This window comes from Kaistella sp. 97-N-M2 (assembly GCF_021513235.1).
Taxonomy (GTDB): domain Bacteria; phylum Bacteroidota; class Bacteroidia; order Flavobacteriales; family Weeksellaceae; genus Kaistella.
Genome location: NZ_CP090976.1, coordinates 781,120 through 803,043, shown reverse-complemented (window position 1 = coordinate 803,043; position 21,924 = coordinate 781,120). Strand labels below are relative to the sequence as shown.

At 39.6% G+C, this 21,924-nt stretch carries 18 protein-coding genes and 1 riboswitch; of the genes, 11 read left to right on the top strand and 7 right to left on the bottom strand.

The annotated features are described in order from the left end of the window. The first annotated feature begins 5 nt into the window (after nucleotides 1-5). The 4 genes from L0B70_RS03955 (at nucleotide 6) to L0B70_RS03940 (ending at nucleotide 4,101) form a co-directional block, all read left to right on the top strand. A complete protein-coding gene (locus L0B70_RS03955) occupies nucleotides 6-1,163 on the top strand; it encodes a DUF4350 domain-containing protein (protein WP_235143003.1) in 1,158 nt (385 codons plus the stop codon). Between the two features lie 40 nt (nucleotides 1,164-1,203). Then, complete coding sequence (locus tag L0B70_RS03950) at nucleotides 1,204-2,211, top strand: MoxR family ATPase (protein ID WP_235143002.1); 1,008 nt, start codon at nucleotides 1,204-1,206, stop codon at nucleotides 2,209-2,211. Nucleotides 2,212-2,328: 117 nt separating this feature from the next. Continuing rightward, nucleotides 2,329-3,651, top strand: coding sequence for a DUF58 domain-containing protein (locus L0B70_RS03945; RefSeq protein ID WP_235143001.1), 1,323 nt, complete (start codon nucleotides 2,329-2,331; stop codon nucleotides 3,649-3,651). A 21-nt stretch (nucleotides 3,652-3,672) separates the two neighbouring features. Beyond that, entirely contained in the window at nucleotides 3,673-4,101 is a 429-nt protein-coding gene (locus L0B70_RS03940; RefSeq protein WP_235143000.1) for an OsmC family protein, read from the top strand. A gap of 56 nt (nucleotides 4,102-4,157) precedes the next feature. Here L0B70_RS03940 and L0B70_RS03935 read toward each other — a convergent pair whose 3' ends face one another. Continuing rightward, nucleotides 4,158-6,779 (bottom strand): MGH1-like glycoside hydrolase domain-containing protein, encoded by a 2,622-nt coding sequence (locus L0B70_RS03935; RefSeq protein WP_235142999.1) that lies wholly within the window; start codon nucleotides 6,777-6,779, stop codon nucleotides 4,158-4,160. Nucleotides 6,780-6,895: 116 nt separating this feature from the next. Then, nucleotides 6,896-6,999: riboswitch (SAM riboswitch) on the top strand. Between the two features lie 54 nt (nucleotides 7,000-7,053). Between L0B70_RS03935 and L0B70_RS03930 the strand changes: the two genes are divergently transcribed. From L0B70_RS03930 to metF, 6 genes are all read left to right on the top strand, one after another. Then, entirely contained in the window at nucleotides 7,054-8,004 is a 951-nt protein-coding gene (locus L0B70_RS03930) for an alpha/beta fold hydrolase (protein WP_235142998.1), read from the top strand. Then, a complete protein-coding gene (locus tag L0B70_RS03925) occupies nucleotides 7,994-9,532 on the top strand; it encodes an ACT domain-containing protein (protein ID WP_235142997.1) in 1,539 nt (512 codons plus the stop codon). The genes L0B70_RS03930 and L0B70_RS03925 overlap by 11 nt, the downstream gene beginning before the upstream one ends. Nucleotides 9,533-9,564: 32 nt before the next feature. Next, nucleotides 9,565-10,764 (top strand): PLP-dependent aspartate aminotransferase family protein, encoded by a 1,200-nt coding sequence (locus L0B70_RS03920; protein ID WP_235142996.1) that lies wholly within the window; start codon nucleotides 9,565-9,567, stop codon nucleotides 10,762-10,764. Between the two features lie 182 nt (nucleotides 10,765-10,946). Further along, nucleotides 10,947-11,969, top strand: coding sequence for a homocysteine S-methyltransferase family protein (locus L0B70_RS03915; RefSeq protein WP_235142995.1), 1,023 nt, complete (start codon nucleotides 10,947-10,949; stop codon nucleotides 11,967-11,969). Nucleotides 11,970-12,028: 59 nt separating this feature from the next. Then, nucleotides 12,029-14,689, top strand: a complete 2,661-nt coding sequence (gene metH, locus L0B70_RS03910; RefSeq protein WP_235142994.1) for a methionine synthase — start codon at nucleotides 12,029-12,031, stop codon at nucleotides 14,687-14,689. 372 nt (nucleotides 14,690-15,061) lie between these two features. Then, nucleotides 15,062-16,018 (top strand): methylenetetrahydrofolate reductase [NAD(P)H], encoded by a 957-nt coding sequence (gene metF / locus L0B70_RS03905; RefSeq protein WP_235142993.1) that lies wholly within the window; start codon nucleotides 15,062-15,064, stop codon nucleotides 16,016-16,018. 93 nt (nucleotides 16,019-16,111) lie between these two features. Here the strand turns inward: metF and L0B70_RS03900 are convergent, their stop codons facing one another. The 6 genes from L0B70_RS03900 to L0B70_RS03875 form a co-directional block, all read right to left on the bottom strand. Continuing rightward, entirely contained in the window at nucleotides 16,112-16,789 is a 678-nt protein-coding gene (locus L0B70_RS03900) for a hypothetical protein (RefSeq protein WP_235142992.1), read from the bottom strand. Nucleotides 16,790-16,877: 88 nt separating this feature from the next. Then, complete coding sequence (locus tag L0B70_RS03895) at nucleotides 16,878-17,669, bottom strand: SDR family oxidoreductase (protein ID WP_235142991.1); 792 nt, start codon at nucleotides 17,667-17,669, stop codon at nucleotides 16,878-16,880. Between the two features lie 3 nt (nucleotides 17,670-17,672). Next, complete coding sequence (locus L0B70_RS03890; RefSeq protein ID WP_235142990.1) at nucleotides 17,673-18,905, bottom strand: 3-phosphoshikimate 1-carboxyvinyltransferase; 1,233 nt, start codon at nucleotides 18,903-18,905, stop codon at nucleotides 17,673-17,675. 15 nt (nucleotides 18,906-18,920) lie between these two features. Next, nucleotides 18,921-19,247 (bottom strand): nucleotide pyrophosphohydrolase, encoded by a 327-nt coding sequence (locus tag L0B70_RS03885; protein WP_235142989.1) that lies wholly within the window; start codon nucleotides 19,245-19,247, stop codon nucleotides 18,921-18,923. Nucleotides 19,248-19,256: 9 nt separating this feature from the next. Further along, entirely contained in the window at nucleotides 19,257-20,069 is an 813-nt protein-coding gene (locus L0B70_RS03880; RefSeq protein ID WP_235142988.1) for an alpha/beta hydrolase, read from the bottom strand. A 21-nt stretch (nucleotides 20,070-20,090) separates the two neighbouring features. Next, on the bottom strand, nucleotides 20,091-21,476 hold the full coding sequence (locus L0B70_RS03875; protein WP_235142987.1) for a hypothetical protein: 1,386 nt from the start codon (nucleotides 21,474-21,476) through the stop codon (nucleotides 20,091-20,093). A 181-nt stretch (nucleotides 21,477-21,657) separates the two neighbouring features. Here L0B70_RS03875 and L0B70_RS03870 point away from each other — a divergent pair, with 181 nt between their 5' ends. Continuing rightward, nucleotides 21,658-21,909 (top strand): type B 50S ribosomal protein L31, encoded by a 252-nt coding sequence (locus L0B70_RS03870; RefSeq protein WP_235142986.1) that lies wholly within the window; start codon nucleotides 21,658-21,660, stop codon nucleotides 21,907-21,909. Nucleotides 21,910-21,924: the final 15 nt, after the last annotated feature.

Below are 21,924 nucleotides of genomic sequence, written 5' to 3'. Positions count from 1 at the left end.
GAACTATGAATAAAACGTTCAAATTATACGGTATTATTTTCATCATTGTGATGGCGGTTTTGGCTGTGCTGGAATTGAACAGAACGGAAGTCACGGATTGGCGAAAAAATTTCGATCTGACCAAAAAAACGCCGTTTGGCCTTTTCGTCTTTAACAAAGAAGTTAACAAACTGCTTCAAAATGAAGTTACAAAGACGGATTTGTCGCCCTATAATTTTTACAAAAATTCTCAAAAAAAGCCACATAATATTCTTCTGATACAATCTAAAATTGACGCTGAATCCTGGAATAAAATCCTTCGAAGTGTATATTCCGGTTCCGATGCTTTGGTGATTTCCGAAGATTTTCCTCCGTCACTGGCAGATTCCTTAGGGTTTACGCCTGCAAATGTGAGTTTACGAACAGAAAATACGCTCAAACTGACGGATGAAAAATTGAAGACAGATTCTCTCATTTTAGATAAATTGCCCGGCGGACAGGGATTTTATTCGGTTCAAAAATCCCACGGGATTTTAGGAAAAGCCGTTCTGGATGGAGGTAAAGTAAATTTCATCAAGATTAAATACGGGAAAGGTCATTTTTATCTGCATTCAGAACCTTTATTTCTTACCAATTATTACTTGCTGAAACCGGGCAACCAAAAATATGCACAGGATGTATTTTCTTATCTTCCGGCTCGGGAAACGGTTTGGTTTTCCGGCGCCAATAAACCGACAGCCGAATCTCCTTCGCCTTTGCGCTTCATATTATCGAAACCCGCCCTAAAATATGCATGGTGGCTTTTTCTGGGCGGACTTTTATTATTCGCTATTTTTAATGCCAAAAGAAAACAGCGCATTGTGCCCATCATCGAACCTTTGAAAAATAAATCGGTCGAATTTGTGAAAAGTATCGGAAATCTCTATTTGCAGGAAGGCGATTTTCACGATATGATGGAAAAAAAAGCGCAGTTTTTTCTTCACCGCGTTCGAATGGATTTAATGATAGATACGCAGCATCTGGACGAGAAGTTCGCTCACTTGCTTCACTTAAAAACAGGGACGGATTTGAAGGAAATAAATGACGCCATCGATCTTATAAAAAGAGGCCAGGATCCCTACGCCAGCGTAATAAAAGACGATTTGGTAAGAATGAATACCTTGCTCGACAAAATATTAAAATAAAAAAACCACAGTAGAAATAATAAGGCTCAAAATAGTAATTATGGAAAACATGGAAAATTTAAATCAGGAAAATATCAGTCCGGAATTTCACTCACGGCTCGATATGGCTGAACTTCAACAAAGTCTGGAAGCGGTAAAAGCAGAAATTGGCAAAGTGATTATCGGACAGGAGGTGATGATCGAACATTTGTTGGCAGCGCTGCTATCCAACGGACATGTTTTAATCGAAGGCGTTCCCGGTGTGGCAAAAACCATCACCGCAAAATTGTTGGCCAAAACCATCGATGTCGATTTCAGTCGTATTCAGTTTACGCCGGATTTAATGCCGTCCGATATTTTAGGAACCTCTATTTTTAATGTAAAAAATTCGGAGTTTGAATTTAAAAAAGGTCCTGTATTTTCCAGTTTTATTTTGATTGATGAAATCAACCGTTCTCCCGCAAAAACCCAGTCCGCTTTGTTTGAAGTAATGGAAGAGCGCCAAATTACGATGGATGGGAAACAGTATGAAATGCAGGAGCCTTTTTTGGTTGTGGCGACGCAAAATCCTATCGAACATGAAGGAACATATCGCCTCCCAGAAGCGCAACTCGACCGTTTTCTCTTTAAAATAAATGTGGGCTACCCGAATTTAGCACAGGAAGTTCAGATTATAAAAAATCAACACCAAAACAAACTCGAAGATAAAACCGATGCAGTTCAGAAAGTGATGACGGGAGTTCAGCTGAAAAACTACCAGCATTTGGTGCGGAATGTTCAGGTAGAGCCCCAATTGCTGGAGTATGTGGCGAAAATAATTGTGAATACGCGCGAGAATCAATTTCTCTATTTGGGTGCTTCGCCGCGGGCCAGTTTAGCCTTATTAACGGCCTCCAAGGCTTTTGCAGCGATTCGTGGAAGAGATTTTGTAACGCCGGAAGATATTAAAGAAGCGAGCTACGCTGTGCTGCGCCATCGAATTATGGTTTCGCCGGAGCGCGAAATGGAAGGCCTGACCGCCGACGAAATCATCAGACAAATTGTCGATGCAATCGAAATTCCGAGATAGAATTTAACTGATAAACGAACGCTTCCTTTTGAGCTATAAAACAAGATTGCTCTTATAATTTTAATGCGACATAAAAGGTAATAAACATTTTGTCTTTTGTGGTAAAGGAAAAAATAAATGAAAAACTTATACATCAATAACCATTTTTTCTTCGCGCTTTTCGGCGTGGGAATCGCGTATGTTCTGGCGTTTTTCTTTGCCTTTTTAATGGTCGTGGCGCATGGATTGTTGATTGTACTTTTCCTTTTGTTTATGATTGATTTTCTGCTTTTATTCAACCAGAAAAATGCGGTTCAGGCCCAGAGAATTTTACCCGAAAAATTATCGAATGGCGACCAAAACTCCATAAAGATCGATCTTAAAATCAATTATCCTTTTACCATTACAACGAAGATTATTGATGAAATTCCCTTTCAGTTTCAAAAGCGGGATTTTTTAATCTTACGGACCATTCAGCCGAAGAAAAATATCCTTTTTGAATATATTTTAGAACCGAAACAACGCGGTGAATACCGTTTCGGAAGCCTTAATATTTTCGCAAATTCTCCCCTCAACTTGGTTTCGCGGCGGTTTACTTTTCAAAAAGATGCTTTGTTACCAAGCTACCCGTCCTTTATCCATTTACGGAAATACGAATTGATGGCGCTTCAGAATGAATTTCTTTTGGGTGGAATTAAAAAGATCCGCAAACTCGGACACACAATTGAATTTGAACAGATTAAAGAATATGTTCCCGGCGACGATGTGCGAACAATCAACTGGAAGGCGACCGGAAAACGAAATCAATTGATGGTCAACCAGTTTCAGGATGAAAAATCACAAAGAATTTTTATGATTATTGATAAGGGACGAACCATGCAAATGCCCTTCAACGGGTTAAGTTTGCTCGATTATTCCATTAATGCTACGCTGGCTCTCAGTCACATTATCCTCAAAAAAAGCGATCGCGCCGGAATGATGACTTTTTCTAAAACAGCGGAGAACAAAGTGGCGGCGGATAACAAATCGGGACAGCTGAAGAAAATTTCCCAGGCGTTGTATAATATTCAGACCAATTTTTTCGAAAGTGATTTCAGCAGATTGTATCAGGAAGTGAAATTTACAGTCGGCCAGCGCAGTTTAATTTTACTTTTTACCAATTTTGAAACGCTGGATGCCGTGAACCGGCAAATGAAATATTTGCGCGGTATAGCGAAAAATCATTTACTCGTGATTATTTTCTTTAAAAATACCGAACTTCAACATTTAATTCAAAAAAAGCCGGGAAATATGCAGGAGATTTATGACCAAATTATAGCCGAGAAATTTGAGTATGAAAAAAAACTGATTATTCAGGAACTTAAAAAATACGGGATTCACACGGTTTACACCTTGCCCGAAAACCTGAATATCGAAGTCATAAATACCTATTTGGAAATTAAAGCAAGAGGAATTTTATAATTATTTTGATACATTTGAAAGATGAAAATTACACTGAACAGAATTAACGACGATTATCTATTTGAATGCAAAAACTCAATCGGTAATTCGATCCTTTTAGATAATATTTCGGAGTCGGCAGGAACAAAAGCCGTGTCGCCGATGGAAAGTTTATTAATGGCAGTTGCAGGCTGCAGCGGAATCGATATGGTTTCCATTATGAAAAAGCAACGTCAGGATTTAACCCGGTTCTCCGCAGAAGTTGAAGGCGAAAGAATTCAAAAAGATGAAGCAAAACCCTTTAAAAATATTATGGTGAAGTTCTTTCTGGAAGGAAAAATCAATCCAAAAAAAGCCCAAAAAGCGGCGGAACTTTCCTTTGAGAAGTACTGTTCGGTTTCCAAAACTTTGGATCCTAATGTCTCAGTAAGTTATGAGGTTTTTGTGAATGGGGAGAAAGTGGAATCTTAAACAGATTCATCGGAAAACTAAAAAGCAGCGTTTAAAAACACTGCTTTTTTATTTTTTTATCGTGGTCGCGATCCCATTCTCGGTTGAATGAGTTTTGCAATCGTCGCCGTCCAGCCGGTTTGGTGTGAGGCACCAATTCCTTTTCCTGTATCACCGTTAAAGTATTCGTGAAACATAATGTAATTTTTGAAAAACTCGTTGTGATTCAGCAGGTCATTTCCACCGTTGAAGGCGCGGTTTCCGTTTTCGTCTTCTTTAAAAATGGAGTAGAGTCTTTTGCTTAAATCGGTCGCCACAAAGTCGAGATTTCGCATTTCGCCGCTGTTCGAGGGATATTCCACCTGCAGGTTATCGCCATAATAATAGTGAAATCGCTGCAGACTTTCGACAATAAGAAAATTGATGGGGAACCAAATGGGCCCGCGCCAATTGCTGTTCCCACCGAACATGCTGCTGTCGCTTTCCGCCGGCGTATATTTTACCGTAAAGTTTTTCCCATCCACATTAAATTCATAGGGCTCATTTTCGTACACTTTCGACAAAGAGCGAATACCGTAGTCGGACAAAAATTCTTTTTCATCTACCATTCTGCATAAAACCCTTTTCAATCGTGTTTTGCGGAGGATACTCATTAAATGTTTTCCGCCTTGTCCTTCTACTTCCCAATGCGAGACCAGTTCTGCCAGTCGTGGTTTGTTCCGAAGGATCCATTCCATTCTTTCCAGAAAGTTGGGTAATTTTTGCAGCAAACTGTGTTCTACAATTTCTACCGCGAAAAGTGGAATTAAGCCCACGATACTCCTCAATTTCAATGATTTTGAATCACCGTCATTCAATTGCAGAACATCATAGAAAAAACCGTCATCTTCATTCCACAAACCGTTTTTGGCATCGCCTAAATTTTCCATTGCTTCGGCGATATAAAGATAGTGCTCGAAGAATTTGATTGCCATATCTTCATAAATCGGATTATAAAGGGCCAATTCCATAGAGATGCGCATCATATTTAAAGCAAACATGGCCATCCAACTGGTTCCGTCGGCCTGTTCCAAGTGATCACCGTTTTTAAACTCCATATTCCGGTCAAATGCGCCGATGTTGTCTAAGCCCAAAAAGCCCCCGCCGAAAACGTTGTTTCCGTTCTTGTCTTTTCGGTTGACCCACCACGTAAAATTCAAAAGTAATTTTTGAAAAACACTTTCCAGGAAAGGCACATCGGCTTTTCCGTTGAGCCTTTCATCAATTTTAAAAACGCGAAACGTGGACCATGCATGAACAGGCGGATTAACGTCGCTGAAATCCCATTCGTAAGCAGGCAGCTGACCGTTTGGGTGAATGTACCATTCTTTGGTTAGCAATTTGAGCTGGTGCTTCGCAAAACCAGCATCTAAAATGGCAAAGGGAACACAGTGGAAGGCCAGATCCCACGTCGCAAACCACGGATATTCCCACTTGTCGGGCATCGATATCACATCCTTATTTTGCATGTGCTCCCACTCTGCGTTGCGCGCAAACAAAGTGGGATCTCGGTCGATATCCAGTTTGGGGTCGCCGTTCAGCCATTTCGAAACGTTATAATGGTAAAACTGTTTGTTCCACAGCAGGCCTGCAAAAGCCTGTCGCTGAATGTTTTTTTCTTCCGGATCGGTGAGTCCTTCTTGGATATCGGCGTAAAAATCTTCAGCCTCTTCTTTTCTAAGCTGAATAATTTCGTCGAAGTCAAAAAAGGCGTTCTCCATGTCGTGCGGACTCAAACGAAAATCGAAGGTTTTTGTTTCGCCGGCTCCAATTTCTGCTTCCAGCATGAAGCTGGCTTTCGTTCCGACCTTTTCGGGATTTACGCTGTTTTCATTGCCATGAACAACAAAATTGTTAACTCCGTCCTTAAAATATTTTGCGTCGGGGTTCGCCCCCTTCACTACGGCGGGATTGCTTTCGTTGTTGCAAAAAATTGCCTCGGTGTTTTCCTGGCGCGAATATAATTTTATGATGGGTAAGGATTCGTGATGAATCTCAATTTCGCCACTGGCCGAAGATTTTAGTTGAGGAATGTAATCGCCGTAACCCCAACTCCAGTTGTTTCGAAACCAAAGAGTTGGCAACAGGACCAAAGGGGCTTTTTCTGCACTTCTGTTGGAAACGGTAACACGAACCAGAATATCGTCGTGATTTATTTTGGCGTACTCGATAAAAATATCGAAGTAATTGTTCTCCTCAAAGATGCCGGTGTCTACCAGTTCATATTCTTCCTCCTGTTTATTTCGTCTCGCATTTTCTGCGATCAGTCTGTCATAAGGAAATTCACCGATTGGATATTTATACACCATTTTCATATAGGAATGCGTGGGCGTATTGTCTAAATAGTAGTAAATTTCTTTGAGGTCTTCGCCATGGTTTCCTTCGTGATTACTCAGACCAAAAAAACGTTCTTTGATCATTTTATCTTTACGATTCCAGAACGAAAGGGCGAAACACAGGCGCTGTTTTGTGTCGCAAATGCCGGCAATGCCATCTTCGCTCCACCGGTACGTTCTGCTGATGGCTTCATTGTAAGTAGTATGTCCCCAGGCATTTCCGTTGTGGCTGTAATCTTCGCGCACCGTTCCCCACTGTCTATTGCTAACATACGGACCCCATGTTTTCCACTGGTCATCCTGCATTCTTTGTCTTTCAGTCATTGTTGAAAAAAAATTATTCTTGCGCAAAATTAGGGAATAAAAATTTTATTAAAGTTTGTGTGTTCTTATTATAATTCTTTCCTTTGCACCAGATTCAGTTCATTTACATATTGAAAATGTTATTAAGAAAGGTGGAGAGATAAGACTCTATGAAACCTTGGCAACCCTTCGGAAACGGAGAAGGTGCTACATTCTTACCCAATATGGGTGAAGATAACATATACTTTTTTTACCTTTCTCGGTAGCATTTTCAATTTTAATTTTTACATAAAAATTGGAAAATCCGCTACAACATATCACGCTCAAAAATCAAATTTTAGCATCAGGAAAAATTCTGGATGTCCATTTGTCGTATCAGATATTCGGGCCGGATTTACATTCAGCCCCGATCATCCTCGTAAATCATGCCTTAACGGGAAATTCTAATGTTTCCGGAAACCGTGGATGGTGGAATTCTTTAATCGGCGAAAATAAAATTTTAGACACGCGCCAGTATTCTGTGATCTGTTTTAATATTCCGGGGAATGGTTTTGATGGGAATATACTGGAGAATTACGAAGATTTCGGGACCCGCGACATTGCACAGATTTTTCTTGCAGGACTTTCCATTTTAAAAATTTCTACGGTTGAAATCCTTATCGGCGGTTCCCTGGGCGGCGCCATCGGTTGGGAAATGCTCGCCCTGAAAAGTGATTTGGCAGAAAATTTCGTGCCCGCAGCCTGTCACTACAAAACCTCCGATTGGCTGCATTCTCAATGTCTTGTTCAGCAATTTCTTTTAGATCATTCCCACGAACCCTTAGAAAAGGCGCGGCTCCACGCGATGTTATGTTATCGAACGCCGGAATCTTTAAATCATCGCTTTAAAAATGAAATTCATCCGCAAGCAAAGATTCGAAGGTCGCACGACTGGCTCAACTTTCATGGAAAAAAGCTCGGCGCAAGGTTTAGTCTAAAAGCATATCGTTTTATGAATCAATTGTTAATGTCGATAAATGTTGATCAAGAAGCCATAAAAAAGATTAAGGCAAAAATCCATTTAGTTGCGGTCGATTCGGACCAGTTTTTTCCGGCTCGCGAAATCAAGGAGTGTTATGAATTTTTAAACAAAACCAAGGCAATCGTCTTTTACCACGAGATAAAATCCATTCATGGTCACGATGCTTTCTTAATGGAATATGCGCAACTCAATCAAATATTAAACAGGGTCCTCCATGAAAAATAAAGAAGAAATAAAGATTTTAAAAAATAAATCCATCATTAAATTCGAAGGAAAAGATTTTCTGGGAGAAGTTGGAATCGACGGCAGAATCTTTAAAGCATTGACCTACGCAAGAATCAGCGTAGGCGTAATTTCTCAACAAGCCGTAGAAAATGGAATTTCTGTTTTAGTCAATGAAAGTGATTCTGAAAATGCAGTAAATTGTTTGATTGATGAATTTGAAAACGAAAGGAAGTCCGGAAAAGTAAATCAGATCTACAGCATCAATAATGTTTCAGTCTTAGGATTTAAAGCCAATGATTTCAATAGAATTTTGTCAGAATTGGGTAGAAATAATGTGTTCCCTTTGATTTTGAATCAAGTTTCCGCCGAGAATAGAATCAATCTGGTTGTGACTTCTACCCAGGATGAAAAAGCTAAAAATATCATTGAAGCAGAAATTTTCGCAAGACCGAAAATAGTTCATTTAGCCATTATTGGTCACGGAAAAGTAGGTTCTACTTTAATTGAGCAAGTTCTTCAAAAATCTAACGATATCAGAAACCGAAAAAAACTGGATCTAAAAATAGTTGCCGTTGCTAATTCCCGAAAAATTGCCTTTAATAAAAGCGGTTTTAATAAAAGCTGGGAAGATGATGTTTTGGTTGCAGAAGAAAAATCCAGTGTGGATTCCTTGATTCAGTTTTCCCAAATTCACCAACTGGAAAATTTGATTGTTGTTGATAATACCGCCAGTACAGATTTTGTTAAAAATTATTCACGTCTTGCAGAAAACGGTTTTGATCTGGTTTCCTCCAATAAAATTTTTAATACGCTGCCCATTTTAGAGTACCGCGATTTTCGGCATATTTTGGCAAAGAGAAATAAAAAATACCTCTACGAAACCAATGTAGGAGCCGGCTTACCTTTAATCGACACCATCAAACTATTACATCTTTCCGGCGAAAATATCACCAGGATTAAAGGCGTTTTTTCGGGCTCGCTCAGTTATATTTTTAATAATTTTTCGGTGCGCGACGAGAAATTTTCAACGATTTTAAAAGAAGCCATGGAAAAAGGGTTTACAGAACCCGATCCGCGCGAAGATCTTTCCGGAAATGATGTCGCCCGAAAACTGCTGATCTTAGCAAGAGAACTGGATTTGAGTAATGAATTTAGTGACATAAAAATTGAAAATTTAATTACAGACGATTTGTCAAAATTGAATAAAGATGAATTTATTAAAAATTTAGCTCATTTAGATGAACATTTTGACGCGGTTAAAAAAAATCAAAAAGAAGATCACGTTCTGCGCTTCGTCGGAGATTTACACGGCGATCTCCAACAGGAAAAAGGCGAGCTGGATGTGAAATTAATTTCCGTTCCTGCGAATTCCGCACTCGGACAATTAAAAGGTTCCGACTCCATTTTCGAAATATATACCGAAAGTTACGGCGAAAATCCACTCGTAATAATGGGAGCTGGAGCTGGAGCAAAAGTAACTGCAAGAGGCGTTTTCGGAGATATTTTAAGACTTTCAGAAAATAAATAGTAAAGAAGAAGAGAAAAGAATCAAGATAAAAGATGATGAATATAGATAAACCGACAACCGACAACCAACAATTAACAACCAATTTCGAAACTCAAGCAGTTCGAATCCAGTCAGAGCGCTCACATTTCGATGAACATTCTACACCATTATATTTGACCTCAAGTTTTGTTTTTCAGGATGCTGAAGATATGCGCGCAAGTTTTGCCGAAGAAAAAGAGAAAAATCTTTACAGCCGATTTTCCAATCCAAATGTGAATGAATTTACCGAAAAAATGGTGCAATTGGAAGGTGCAGAAGGTGGATATTCTTTCGCAACTGGAATGGCTGCAATTTTTTCAACTTTTGGAGCGCTTCTAAATTCGTCAGATCATATTTTAAGTTGTCGTTCCGTTTTCGGTTCTACACACACGCTTTTTACCAAATATTTCCCAAAATGGAATATCGAAACCACATACTTTGAAGCCGACGAAACTGATCTGGAAAAATACTTGACGCCAAATACAAAAATTCTCTACATCGAAACGCCTACAAATCCAGCGATTGAAGTTCTCGATTTAGAATTTTTAGGAAAATTCGCAAAAAAACACAACTTGCTTTTTATTGTAGATAACTGTTTTTCAACGCCTTATTTGCAACAACCCATAAAATATGGAGCCGATTTAGTCGTACATTCCGCCACCAAATTAATTGATGGACAAGGTCGCGTTTTGGGCGGAGTCACCGTTGGAAAAAAAGAATTGATTCGAGAAATTTATTTATTTTCCAGAAATACTGGTCCCGCAATGTCGCCTTTCAACGCCTGGGTTTTGAGTAAAAGTTTAGAAACTTTAGCAGTTCGTGTAGAGAAACATTGCGAAAATGCCTTGAAAGTGGCAAGATTTTTAGAAACCCAAAGAAATGTTTCTTTGGTGAAATATCCTTTTTTAGAATCGCATCCAAGTTACGAAATCGCAAAAAAACAAATGAAATTAGGCGGAAATATCGTGGCTTTTGAAATAAAAGGCGGAATCGAAGCGGGTCGGAATTTCCTTAACAAAATAAAAATGTGTTCCCTTTCTGCAAATCTCGGAGACACCCGAACAATTGTCACGCATCCCGCTTCCACAACACATTCCAAGCTATCTGTTGAAGAACGGAATGCCGTCGGAATCACCGATGGTTTGGTGCGTTGTTCCGTAGGTTTAGAGCATTTTGAAGATATTACTAACGATCTAAAACAAGCATTGGAGTAGCAAAATTTTAGAAATAAGGAGCAGGAAAATTTCGCTTCAAAACAAAACCCGTCCCGCTTTCCGCTATATCTTTTTTGCTGGAAAATTTTGTAATCAATAAGAAAATTATGGAATATGCAAAAAAGGATGTCGCTGCAATCGGGGCTAAAATAAAAATTTGTTCTTCGAATTAAAAGAAAAAAATGAAAAACACCGAAAAATTACATAAAGCATTATCCGAAAGAATCCTCATCCTCGATGGAGCGATGGGAACCATGCTGCAACGCTACAATTTTACCGAAGAAGATTACAGAGGCGAAAGATTTAAAGATTGGGAACATCCCTTAAAAGGAAACAACGATCTTCTTTCATTAACGCAACCAAAGGCGATTGAAGAAGTTCACCGAAAATATTTAGAAGCCGACGCGGATATTATCGAGACCAACACTTTTTCCGGAACAACCATCGCAATGGCTGATTATCACATGGAAGATCTGGTTTACGAACTCAATTTCGAATCGGCAAAAATTGCCAGAAAAGTTTGTGACGAATTTACCGCGAAAAATCCAGAAAAACCAAGATTTGTGGCAGGATCTATCGGACCAACCAACAGAACCGCAAGTTTAAGTCCGGATGTAAATGATCCGGGATTTCGCGCCATTACTTTTGATGAATTGCGAATTGCTTACAAACAACAGGCAGAAGCATTGTTAGATGGCGGTTCAGATATTCTTCTCGTTGAAACAATTTTCGATACTTTAAATGCAAAAGCCGCGCTTTTTGCCATTGATGAAATCCAGGAAGAAAGAAATATCCAAATTCCAATCATGGTTTCCGGAACAATTACCGATGCTTCCGGAAGAACTTTGAGCGGACAAACCGCCGAAGCTTTTTTAATCTCCGTTTCGCATCTTAATTTATTGAGTGTCGGATTAAACTGCGCTTTAGGAGCGGAGCAATTAACGCCTTATTTGGAAACTTTATCCAAAAATTCTGAATTTTATATTTCTGCTTATCCAAATGCAGGACTTCCGAACGCTTTTGGGCAATACGACGAAACACCAGAATTTATGGCAGAACAAATCCGGGAATATGCGGAAAAAGGTCTCATCAATATCATTGGAGGTTGCTGCGGAACAACGCCGCCTCACATTAAAGCGATTGCAGATTTGGTGAAGAATTATGAACCGAGAAAGATTAATCAATTTACCAATTTATCAGTTTAACAATTTACCAATATTTATCATCGTTAGCTTATTACACTGATAAATTGCTACATTAAAAAATGAAATACTTAAAATTATCAGGTTTAGAACCATTAATCATCACTCCCGAATCCAATTTCATCAATGTTGGAGAGAGAACCAATGTTGCGGGTTCCAAGAAATTTCTGCGTTTGATTAAAGAAGGAAATTATACAGAAGCACTCGATATTGCAAGAAATCAAGTGGATGGAGGTGCGCAAATTCTGGACGTCAATTTTGATGATGGTTTGCTTGACGGGAAATTCGCGATGGTGAAATTTCTTAATTTAATTGCTTCAGAACCCGATATTTCCCGTATTCCAATTATGATCGATTCTTCGAAATGGGAGATTTTGGAAGCAGGTTTACAGGTCGTTCAGGGAAAATGTGTCGTGAATTCCATCAGTTTAAAAGAAGGCGAGGAAGAATTTATTTCTCATGCAAAAACCATCAAAAGATATGGTGCAGCCGTAATTGTCATGGCTTTTGACGAAAACGGACAAGCTGATAATTACGAAAGAAGATTAGAAATTTGCTCAAGATCCTATGATATTTTGGTGAACGAAGTCGGTTTTCCTGCTGAAGATATTATTTTCGATCTTAATATTTTCCCCGTTGCAACAGGAATGGACGAACATCGCAGAAACGCCATTGATTTTATTGAGGCGACAAAATGGGTCAGAGAAAATCTCCCAAATGTTTCTGTAAGCGGCGGAGTTTCCAATGTTTCTTTCTCTTTTCGAGGGAACGATAATGTGAGAGAAGCGATGCATTCCGTTTTTCTTTATCATGCCATAAAAACGGGAATGAATATGGGAATTGTAAATCCAATGATGCTGGAAGTTTACGACGAAATTCCAAAAGATTTGCTGGAGCTGGTGGAAGATGTCATGCTCGACCGACGAGAAGATGCTACAGAACGGCTTTTGGATTATTCAGAAAGGGTGAAATCCACCAAAAAAGAATTTGTAGAAGAACTGGAATGGCGAAAAGATTCTTTGCAGGAAAGAATTACTCACGCTTTGGTGAAAGGAATTGATCGGTTTGTCATCGAAGATGTGGAAGAAGTCAGGGTGAATTCTAAAAGACCTTTGGATGTGATTGAAGTAAATTTAATGACCGGAATGGGCGTTGTAGGTGATTTATTTGGCAGCGGAAAAATGTTTTTGCCACAAGTTGTAAAATCGGCGAGGGTCATGAAAAAAGCCGTCGCTTATCTGCAACCTTTCATCGAGGCTGAAAAAGATGAAAAACAAAAAGCCAACGGAAAAATTCTCATCGCAACTGTGAAAGGCGACGTTCACGACATTGGAAAAAATATTGTGAGCGTGGTTTTGGGTTGCAATAATTATGAAATCATCGATTTGGGAGTAATGGTTCCGGCTGAAAAAATAATTGCTGCAGCCATTGAACACCAGGTTGATGTGATTGGTCTGAGCGGCTTGATCACGCCGAGCTTAGATGAAATGGTTCATGTTGCTGATGAATTACAAAGAAAAAACCTCAGTTTTCCTCTATTAATTGGTGGAGCAACGACTTCTAAAGCGCATACTGCCGTTAAGATTTTTCCGAAATATGGACACACCGTTGTTCACGTGAATGATGCTTCCAGAGCAGTTGGCGTTGTTTCGCAGTTGTTGGATCATAATAACGAAAAGTACAAAGCAGATCTCAAAATTGATTATGAAGATTTCCGTCAGAAATTTTTGGATCGACAGATTGAGAAAGTTTACGTTCCGATTGAAGAAGCCAGAAAGCAGAAATTTTCCATCGATTGGGAAAATGGGCAAATAAGTAAACCGAAATTTTTAGGAATTAAAGTTATTGAAAATCAGGATTTACGGGAATTATTAGATTTTATGGATTGGTCACCGTTTTTCCGAAGTTGGGAACTGCACGGAAAATTTCCACAGATTTTAACCGATGAGGTTGTTGGCGCACAGGCGACGGAATTATTTAAAGAAGCCAAAGTTTTACTCGACAAAATTCTGGACGAAAAGCTCTTTACAGCAAAGGGAATTTTCGGAATTTTCCCCGCAAATTCAAACGAGCAAGATGATGTTTTGGTTTTAAATGGAGAAGGAAACGAAGTGGCGAAATTCCATACTCTAAGACAACAGCTAAAAAAATCTGCCGGAAAAGAATATATTGCGTTAAGCGATTTTATCGCCCCAAAAACTACCGGAAAAGAAGATTATATGGGAGCTTTTGCCGTAACGACAGGTTTCGGAACGGAAGAACTCGCACAAAAATATTACGATGAGGGCGATGATTACAACGCAATTATTGTAAAAGCTTTGGCAGATCGGCTCGCAGAAGCCTTTGCGGAATTTCTGCATCATAAAATCCGAACGGATTTTTGGGGTTACGCGGAAAATGAAAATTTAGAAAACGAAGATCTGATCGCGGAGAAATATTCCGGAATTCGTCCGGCGCCCGGTTACCCGGCGTGTCCCGATCATCTGGAAAAGAAAACGATTTGGGAACTTTTAAAAGTTCAAGAAAATATTGGTTTAGAGTTAACGGAAAGTTTGGCCATGTTTCCCACTGCCGCAGTGTCCGGCTATTATTTTGGAAATCCGAAAGCAAAATATTTCGGTGTTGGAAAAATTAAAGAAGATCAATTGAAAGATTACGCAGAAAGGAAAGGTGTCGATTTAGAATACGCCAGAAAATGGCTGAGTCCCAATCTGGCGGATTAAGAAAAGCCGCCACGAGGTGTAATTAATTAGCACGGACAAAGCCCTGAAAGGGCGCGATCAAAAGCAAGGAGCGAAGCCCGTTGCAATTAGGGTAATATTCCGACAAACTTTGAAAAAGCGATATCAAAAAGAGAATGGAAATTTTCTAAATAATTGAAAAGATTAATTGTACGCACAATCCGCAGCCCGACTTGAGTGGAGCTCTTTTTTCTTAAAATTTTTGCAGGGGAAAGGATGTCGGAGAAATTTTAAGAAAAAAAGCGGGAACGGAAGGCGGAAAAAGCTGCCCAAAAAAACATTTTACTTAGTCAGGGCAATTATAATATTAAAAAACAAACCATAAAAAATACTTCACGTACTCGCAACGCCAACATGAAAATCACAGAACACATAAAAAACGCCAACGGAAAAACCTTATTTTCCCTCGAGGTTGTACCGCCACAAAAAGGAATCGGAATCGAAGATCTCTACAAAAACATCGATCCGCTTATGGAATTTAAACCGCCGTTCATCGATGTCACGACGTCGCGCGAGGAATATATTTATCTGGATAAAGGTAATGGTTTAATGGAGCGCAAAGTCACCCGGATGCGGCCTGGAACCTTGGGGATTTGTTCCGCGATTCAGCATAAATATAATGTAGATACTGTTCCGCACGTTTTGTGTGGCGGTTTTTCGCAGGAGGAAACCGAATATCTTTTGGTAGACTGTATGTATCTGGGCATCGAAAATGTAATGGCGTTGCGTGGTGATGCGATGAAAGGTCAGCAATATTTTGAGCCGACCGTTGGTGGGCACAAAAACGCTATGGATCTTGTGCGCCAAATGAATGATCTCGGCCGCGGAAAATACCTTCACGACGACAGAATTTGCGAGGAAAGCAATAAATTCTGTATTGGTGTGGCGGGTTATCCGGAGAAACACATTGAGGCACCGTCCATGAATTACGACCTGAAATGGTTGAAAGAAAAAGTGGATGCCGGTGCAGATTACGTAGTGACGCAGATGTTTTTCGAGAATAAAAAGTTCATTGATTTCGTGACACAGGCGCGGGAAATTGGAATCGACGTGCCGATTATCCCCGGCATCAAACCGATTGCCACAAAAGGTCATCTGCAAATGCTGCCGAAAGTTTTCAAAATCGATCTGCCGGAAGATTTGATTTCGGCGGTAGAAAAAGCAAAAGACAACGCTGCGGTTAAACAGATTGGAATCGAGTGGACCATCAATCAGTGTCGGGAACTGTTAGATTTCGGTGTTCCTGTGCTGCATTTCTATTCTATGGGAAAAAGCGATAACATTAAGAAGATCGCTGGAGAACTTTTTTAGAAAGAATATTTAAAAACCACAAGGAAATATGGTTTTGATTTTTCGTTCAATTACTAAAGAACTTTATACTATTTCCGTTGAAAAAATTTCACTTTACTTTGAGGTATTTAAAAACTGCGTCAATTTGATCAGGTCGCTTTCCACGTTCAGTTTTATCTTACTTTTTTTGTCGAAATTGGCGATTGCATCTTTTTGATCGGGCAAAAGGTTTGCGAGATCTTTTATTTTTTTTGGTACTTCAATGTATCCCGATTCATTTTTGATATAGTAAATTGGATTGGTCGCGACGAAACTCGGGGAAATTGCCGGAGTGAACGAATTAACCGCCTTGGAACCTTCCCGAAATTCCGTTTTCGTCTTTTTCAACAAAGTGAATTTTCCTTTTAAAAGTTCGAAATAATAGCCCGCAGGTAGAGATGCTTCATTGATGAAAAGCAGCGTAGAAGTGGGCTTTTGAAATACAATCCGGGAATATTTCGCAGATTTTGGCAATTCAAAAATGTTCTCATCCTGAAGCAATTCCACAGTATCCGTGTACATATTGTATCGTGCCTTAATCGAACTCGTGGCGTTTTCGATTGTCGCGGGCACAAAAGTTTTTGTAAAATACGCGGTCCCGTCGATATCGCCGTATGTAAGCTGTTGGCCCTGCGGTGAATTTACCCGATCCATAAATTTATTGAAGCGGTACGCTTCGTTGTAACTGATCTGTGCCGCCGCACTATAAAATGTTAAGATACTTAACGCCAATGTGAAAAATATTTTCATCATTTTAAAGTTTTATTAAAGATAAAAAATAATACCTGGATTCCCCAGGAGATAACTTCTTTTTTTACCTAAGTACAAAATATAGAATCGTTTATGAGTCCAGATTGTTGTATTTCTTCATCAGCTTTTCGTACACATTCTGCGGCAGTACCCATTTCAACGGCACTCCAATTTTTTGTCCGAATTTTCCGAAGTAATAATGGGCCTTCCACGATTTTTTATTCAGAAGTTTTTCGATGTAAATGGCGACTTCCGCAGGCTCCGTTCCGTCTTCCACGTGCGCATTCATCAATTCGTAAACTTTTGAAAATGTTTTTTGGTAAGGTTCGGAAACCTTTGTTTTTACCCTATTCTCCGCGATTTTTGTTTTAATGTCGCCTAAATGAAGGGTACAAACCTCGATGTTCCAGGGAGCAACTTCGTAACGGATGGCTTCCGTTACTTTATCCAGCGCCGATTTCGAGGCCGAATAAAACCCCCGGAAAGGCAAACCCATCTCCGACCCAATGCTAGAGATATTGATGATTTTTCCGGCGTTTTGTTTTCGCATTGTCGGTAAAACGGCGGTCATCATTTGCACAGAACCCACCAAATTTAAATTGAATAATCTTAGGATTTCGTCTTGTGTTGAGTCTTCCACCGCGCCAACCATGCCCATTCCGGCGTTATTGATGAGGACATCGATCTGCTTCTCCGTTTCTAAAATTTTTGAAACGGCGGCTTGAACCTGTTGATTATCCGTAATATCGGTGAGAATGGTTTTAAAAAGGTCAGAATTTGCAGGTTTTCTGCTCAATCCAAAGACCTGATGTCCTTTTTTCCCGAAAAATTCAGCCAAAGCGAAACCAATTCCTGCTGAAGCTCCTGTAATGATAATGGTCATTTTTTAATCTGTTTTTTCGATGACTTGGTTAAAGTTAGCCCAGAAATCGGGATAGGATTTCTCTACCACTGCGTCGTCTTCGATGTTGAGTTTTTTTACTAAACAAAACGGCGCAAAACTCATGGCCATTCGGTGGTCGTTGTACGTTTGGATGGAGATATTTTCGTTCGGTTCGAAAAATTTGAGAGAAGAAATCGAATCCTCCGTAATTTCCGATATACAGCCGATTTTAAATAGTTCATTTCTCAAAGCCAAAAGCCGATCTGTTTCTTTTACTTTTAAGGTAGATAAACCCGTGATCTCAAAGGGAATTTTTAGTGCCGTTGCTGTTACACAAAGCGTCTGCGCGATATCCGGACAGTCATTCATATCTAAATTAATTTTATCCGGAAAATTAAAAAAGTTGTCTGGTAAGAGCGAAATGCGGGACTCTGCACCTTCGGAAATCGTGTTAACGCCAAAGTATTGCCAGTAGATTTCCTTTAAAACCGAGTCACCCTGTAGCGAATAAGGTTTGAAGCTTTTTAAATTTACCGTTTCGCGTGAGATCGCGGCAAGGGAGTAAAAATAGGAGGCCGAGCTCCAGTCACTTTCTACGACAAATGGAATGTTATGAGTGTTTTTTAGAAATTCGGTTGTGGGAAATATGTTGATTGTATTTTCTTCCCATTCATAAGCAATATCGAGCGTTCTCAAGATTTTCAAAGTCATCTCAAGATAAGGTTTTGAGGTAATTTTTCCTGCCAGATTTATTTCCAGACCGTTTTCAAGTTTGCCACCGATCAGCATCAGCGAGGAAATAAACTGGCTGGAAATGTTTGCGGGAATTGTAACGGAGCGTTTTGCTAATTTTTTACCCGTGATTTTCAGCGGTGGAAATCCCTCATTTTCGAGATAGGTAATTTCGGCACCCAGATCGCGCAAAGCCTCAACCAAAAATTTAATCGGTCTTTGTTTCATGCGGTCGGAACCTGTTAAAATAACTGTTTTACCGTCCTGAATTGCGTAGTAAGAAGTCAGAAATCGCATGGCAGTTCCGGCGTGATGAATGTCGATAACTTCGGAAGTGCTTTGTAAAGCCGCCGCCAAAAGTTGAGTGTCCTGAGAATTGGACAAATTTTCAATACTGAAATTTTCAAAAAGCTGATGCAGAATCAACAAACGATTCGAAATGCTTTTCGAACCGCTGATTTCTATGGTTTTGTTGCCAATTAATTTAGATTTTTCTAAAAGCATTTATTTCTGTCGAATTTATTTGAGTTTTTCGTTATTCTGGTGCCTTTCTGCGTCTCGCCGGGTTTTAACTTTCATTTTTCTGTCGAAAGCTTCCTGCAGATTGGTACCCGTTTGATTGGCAAGGCACAAAGTTACAAACAAAACATCGGCTAATTCTTCGCCCAGATCTTTATTTTTATCGCTTTCTTTCTCGCTTTGTTCGCCATATCGTCGGGCAATAATTCGTGCAACTTCTCCCACTTCTTCCGTGAGCATCGCCATATTGGTGAGCTCGTTAAAATAGCGGACACCGACGGTTTTTATCCAGTCGTCTACTTCTTTTTGAAGCGTTGTAATTTCCATGTTTATCATTTATTTCTGTCCAAAGGTCCAGATTAAAGCTTTCTCTTTGGTCGCCCGAAATATGGTGCCGTGGTCCTCTTTCAGTTCGGGTGAATAATGCCATTTGACGTGCGGAAGATTGGCAGATTTTAAAATTTTCTCCATTTCAACCGTATATTCTGAAATACCTTCCGTGCCCGAACCTGCAAACCACAATGTTTTTTCCGCTCCGGAAAAATCTGCTAACTCTTCAGCTGCATTTTTTACTAAATCATGATCATTCCACCACAGCGAGGGATCGAAAGCGATGTAATCATCGAACATTTCGGGATCGTGCAGAAAAGTTTCCATCACAAAAAGTCCGGAAAGCGATTCGCCTATTATTCCTTTCTTTGGTGAAGTTCTGTATTTTTTTTCGATAAAAGGAAAAAGTTCTTCGCCAATAAATGCGCGAAACGCCTTCGAACCACCAACAACAGGCGCAATTTTTTTGTCTTCTTCAACCTGAGTTGGGCCCGTTAAATCTCGTCTCCGTTGCGTGTTTTCAATCCCGACCAGTATGATGGGCGGAATTTTTTTAGATTTGATGAGGTCTGAAAGCGTATTGGCAATGTGCGGAAAATCTTCTTTAATGCCACCATCTGCCATATAAAGTACCGGAAATTTTTCGGAGGAGCTGGCGTAATTAGAAGGTTTCCAAACATTAACAGTTCTTGTTTCCCCCAGAAATTTAGAGTCTATCGAAAAAGTTTCATGCGCAGGAATCGGATCCTGAAGGGGTTTTGAACTTTTGCAACCGGTTAGAATCAAAAAAAATAAGGTAAGACAGCTGATCAGTTTCATGCGCGAAGTTTATAAAACTGCTTATTGGTAAGCACCAAGGGTGGGTGAAACAGTTCTCGAAACCTTCACGATATCCAAAGGGACGCTGGCTGCCACGGCTACATTTCCTTTGCCTTTTGCCGGCGAATCATCTTTTAGCCTCAAATTCATTTTCTGGGTGAAGTAATTCTGGAATTTGGGATCTTCATTTTTGATATTGGAAGGATCAACATTGTAACCTGCGTCTGCTCCGTATTTCAACAAATTGTTTTGAAATACCGTGGTGAAAATTTGTCCCGCGGTTGGTTTAAATTCAATTGCATTATCCTTGATGCCGTAAATAATAGAATTGCTGATATTTAAAGTAAGCGGTCCTGTTTCTAAATTGGCATCGTTTTGATAGTCGTTCGTCGCGAAAATTCCTAACGAAGGAAGGGAGGTGTTAAAATCCCAATAGTTGGCCAGGGTGGAATGCGTTATGTTGTACGTTCCACCTTTGAAAATTCCGAGATCGGCTTCACCACAATTATTCATGACGAGATTCTTCGCAGTGAGGGTCGATTTTACCGCATAAATTCCGTATTCCTGGTGTGTATGAATAATTGAATTGTTAATGACTGCTGTGGTTTCCATCATTTCCAAACCTCTTGTGCCGCCGAAAATTCTGGCATAATTCATATCCAGCTGAGCGCCGGCAGCGAAAGAAATTCCCTTCCAGTTTTTCGGAATGGTGTCGTATTTTGTATCGTTGCGGTCGCCGCGGAAAATAACTTCCTCGTCCAGATCGCCCATGACATTCAACTTGGCGTTTTTGGAGATTTTTAAACCACTGTTTTTAAAAAAATAGACTTTCGTTCCTTTTTGAATGTCTAAAGTTTTACCTGCATCCAGTGTTAAATCACCGAAAATGATTTTGGCTTTATCGTTCGTCCAGGTGGTATTATTTGCTAAAATGTTTGGATTGGTGTCGCTTTCAATATAAAATTCGGCGTCCTGCACCACGGAAAATAAGGTGACGTGTTGCGTACCGGCGGGAGTTTCGAAATTAATTTGATCTTCTGCGATCGCTTCGGGCGCGTTGGCAACAGGCGCGATTTCTACAAAAATATATAAACTGTCTTTTTTTCGCAGCGGAATATCGGTGAAATCGGTTCCGGCTTTGCCATCCACATTAATCCGATACAGAGAAGCATTTCCGTTACCAAGCGAAATTTTCGGAATCAGCACATCTTTATCTTCATTATTGTAAATTTTAACGGCATACGTTTCGGACCGAACCTGATTATAAACGGTATCGCAAAAAACGGTATCCGCGGAAAAACGCAGCAGTTGGGAAGGACCGTCGAAACTGATGTCGTCTCTGTTGCAGCTGACTGCCGTTAAAAGCGCCCAAAAGGCAAGGCCGAGAAAAATCTTAAATTTATTCATTACATTAAAATAGGATGTGGTTTCAAATTTAATTAAAATTGTTGAACATAAAAATTTATAATTTATCTTTGTCGGTGTTTGCAGATTAAAATAATATTCGTACTTTTGCGGTCTAAAAATTAGCAGAGGAATGTCCATTACTATTTCTGAAGCAAAACTTTAATTTATTAAACTTTTTATTATGAAAAACGGAATCCACCCGGAAAATTATAGACTTGTTGTTTTCAAAGATATGAGTAACGACGAAATGTTTCTTTGCAAATCTACATCAGATACAAAAGACACTATAGAGTACGAAGGAGAAACTTACCCATTGATCAAAATGGAGATCTCTTCAACTTCTCACCCTTTTTACACAGGGAAAGTAAAATTAGTCGACACTGCCGGTAGAGTTGATAAATTTATGAACAAATACAAAAAATACGCAAAGTAATTCTTGCGTCCATAA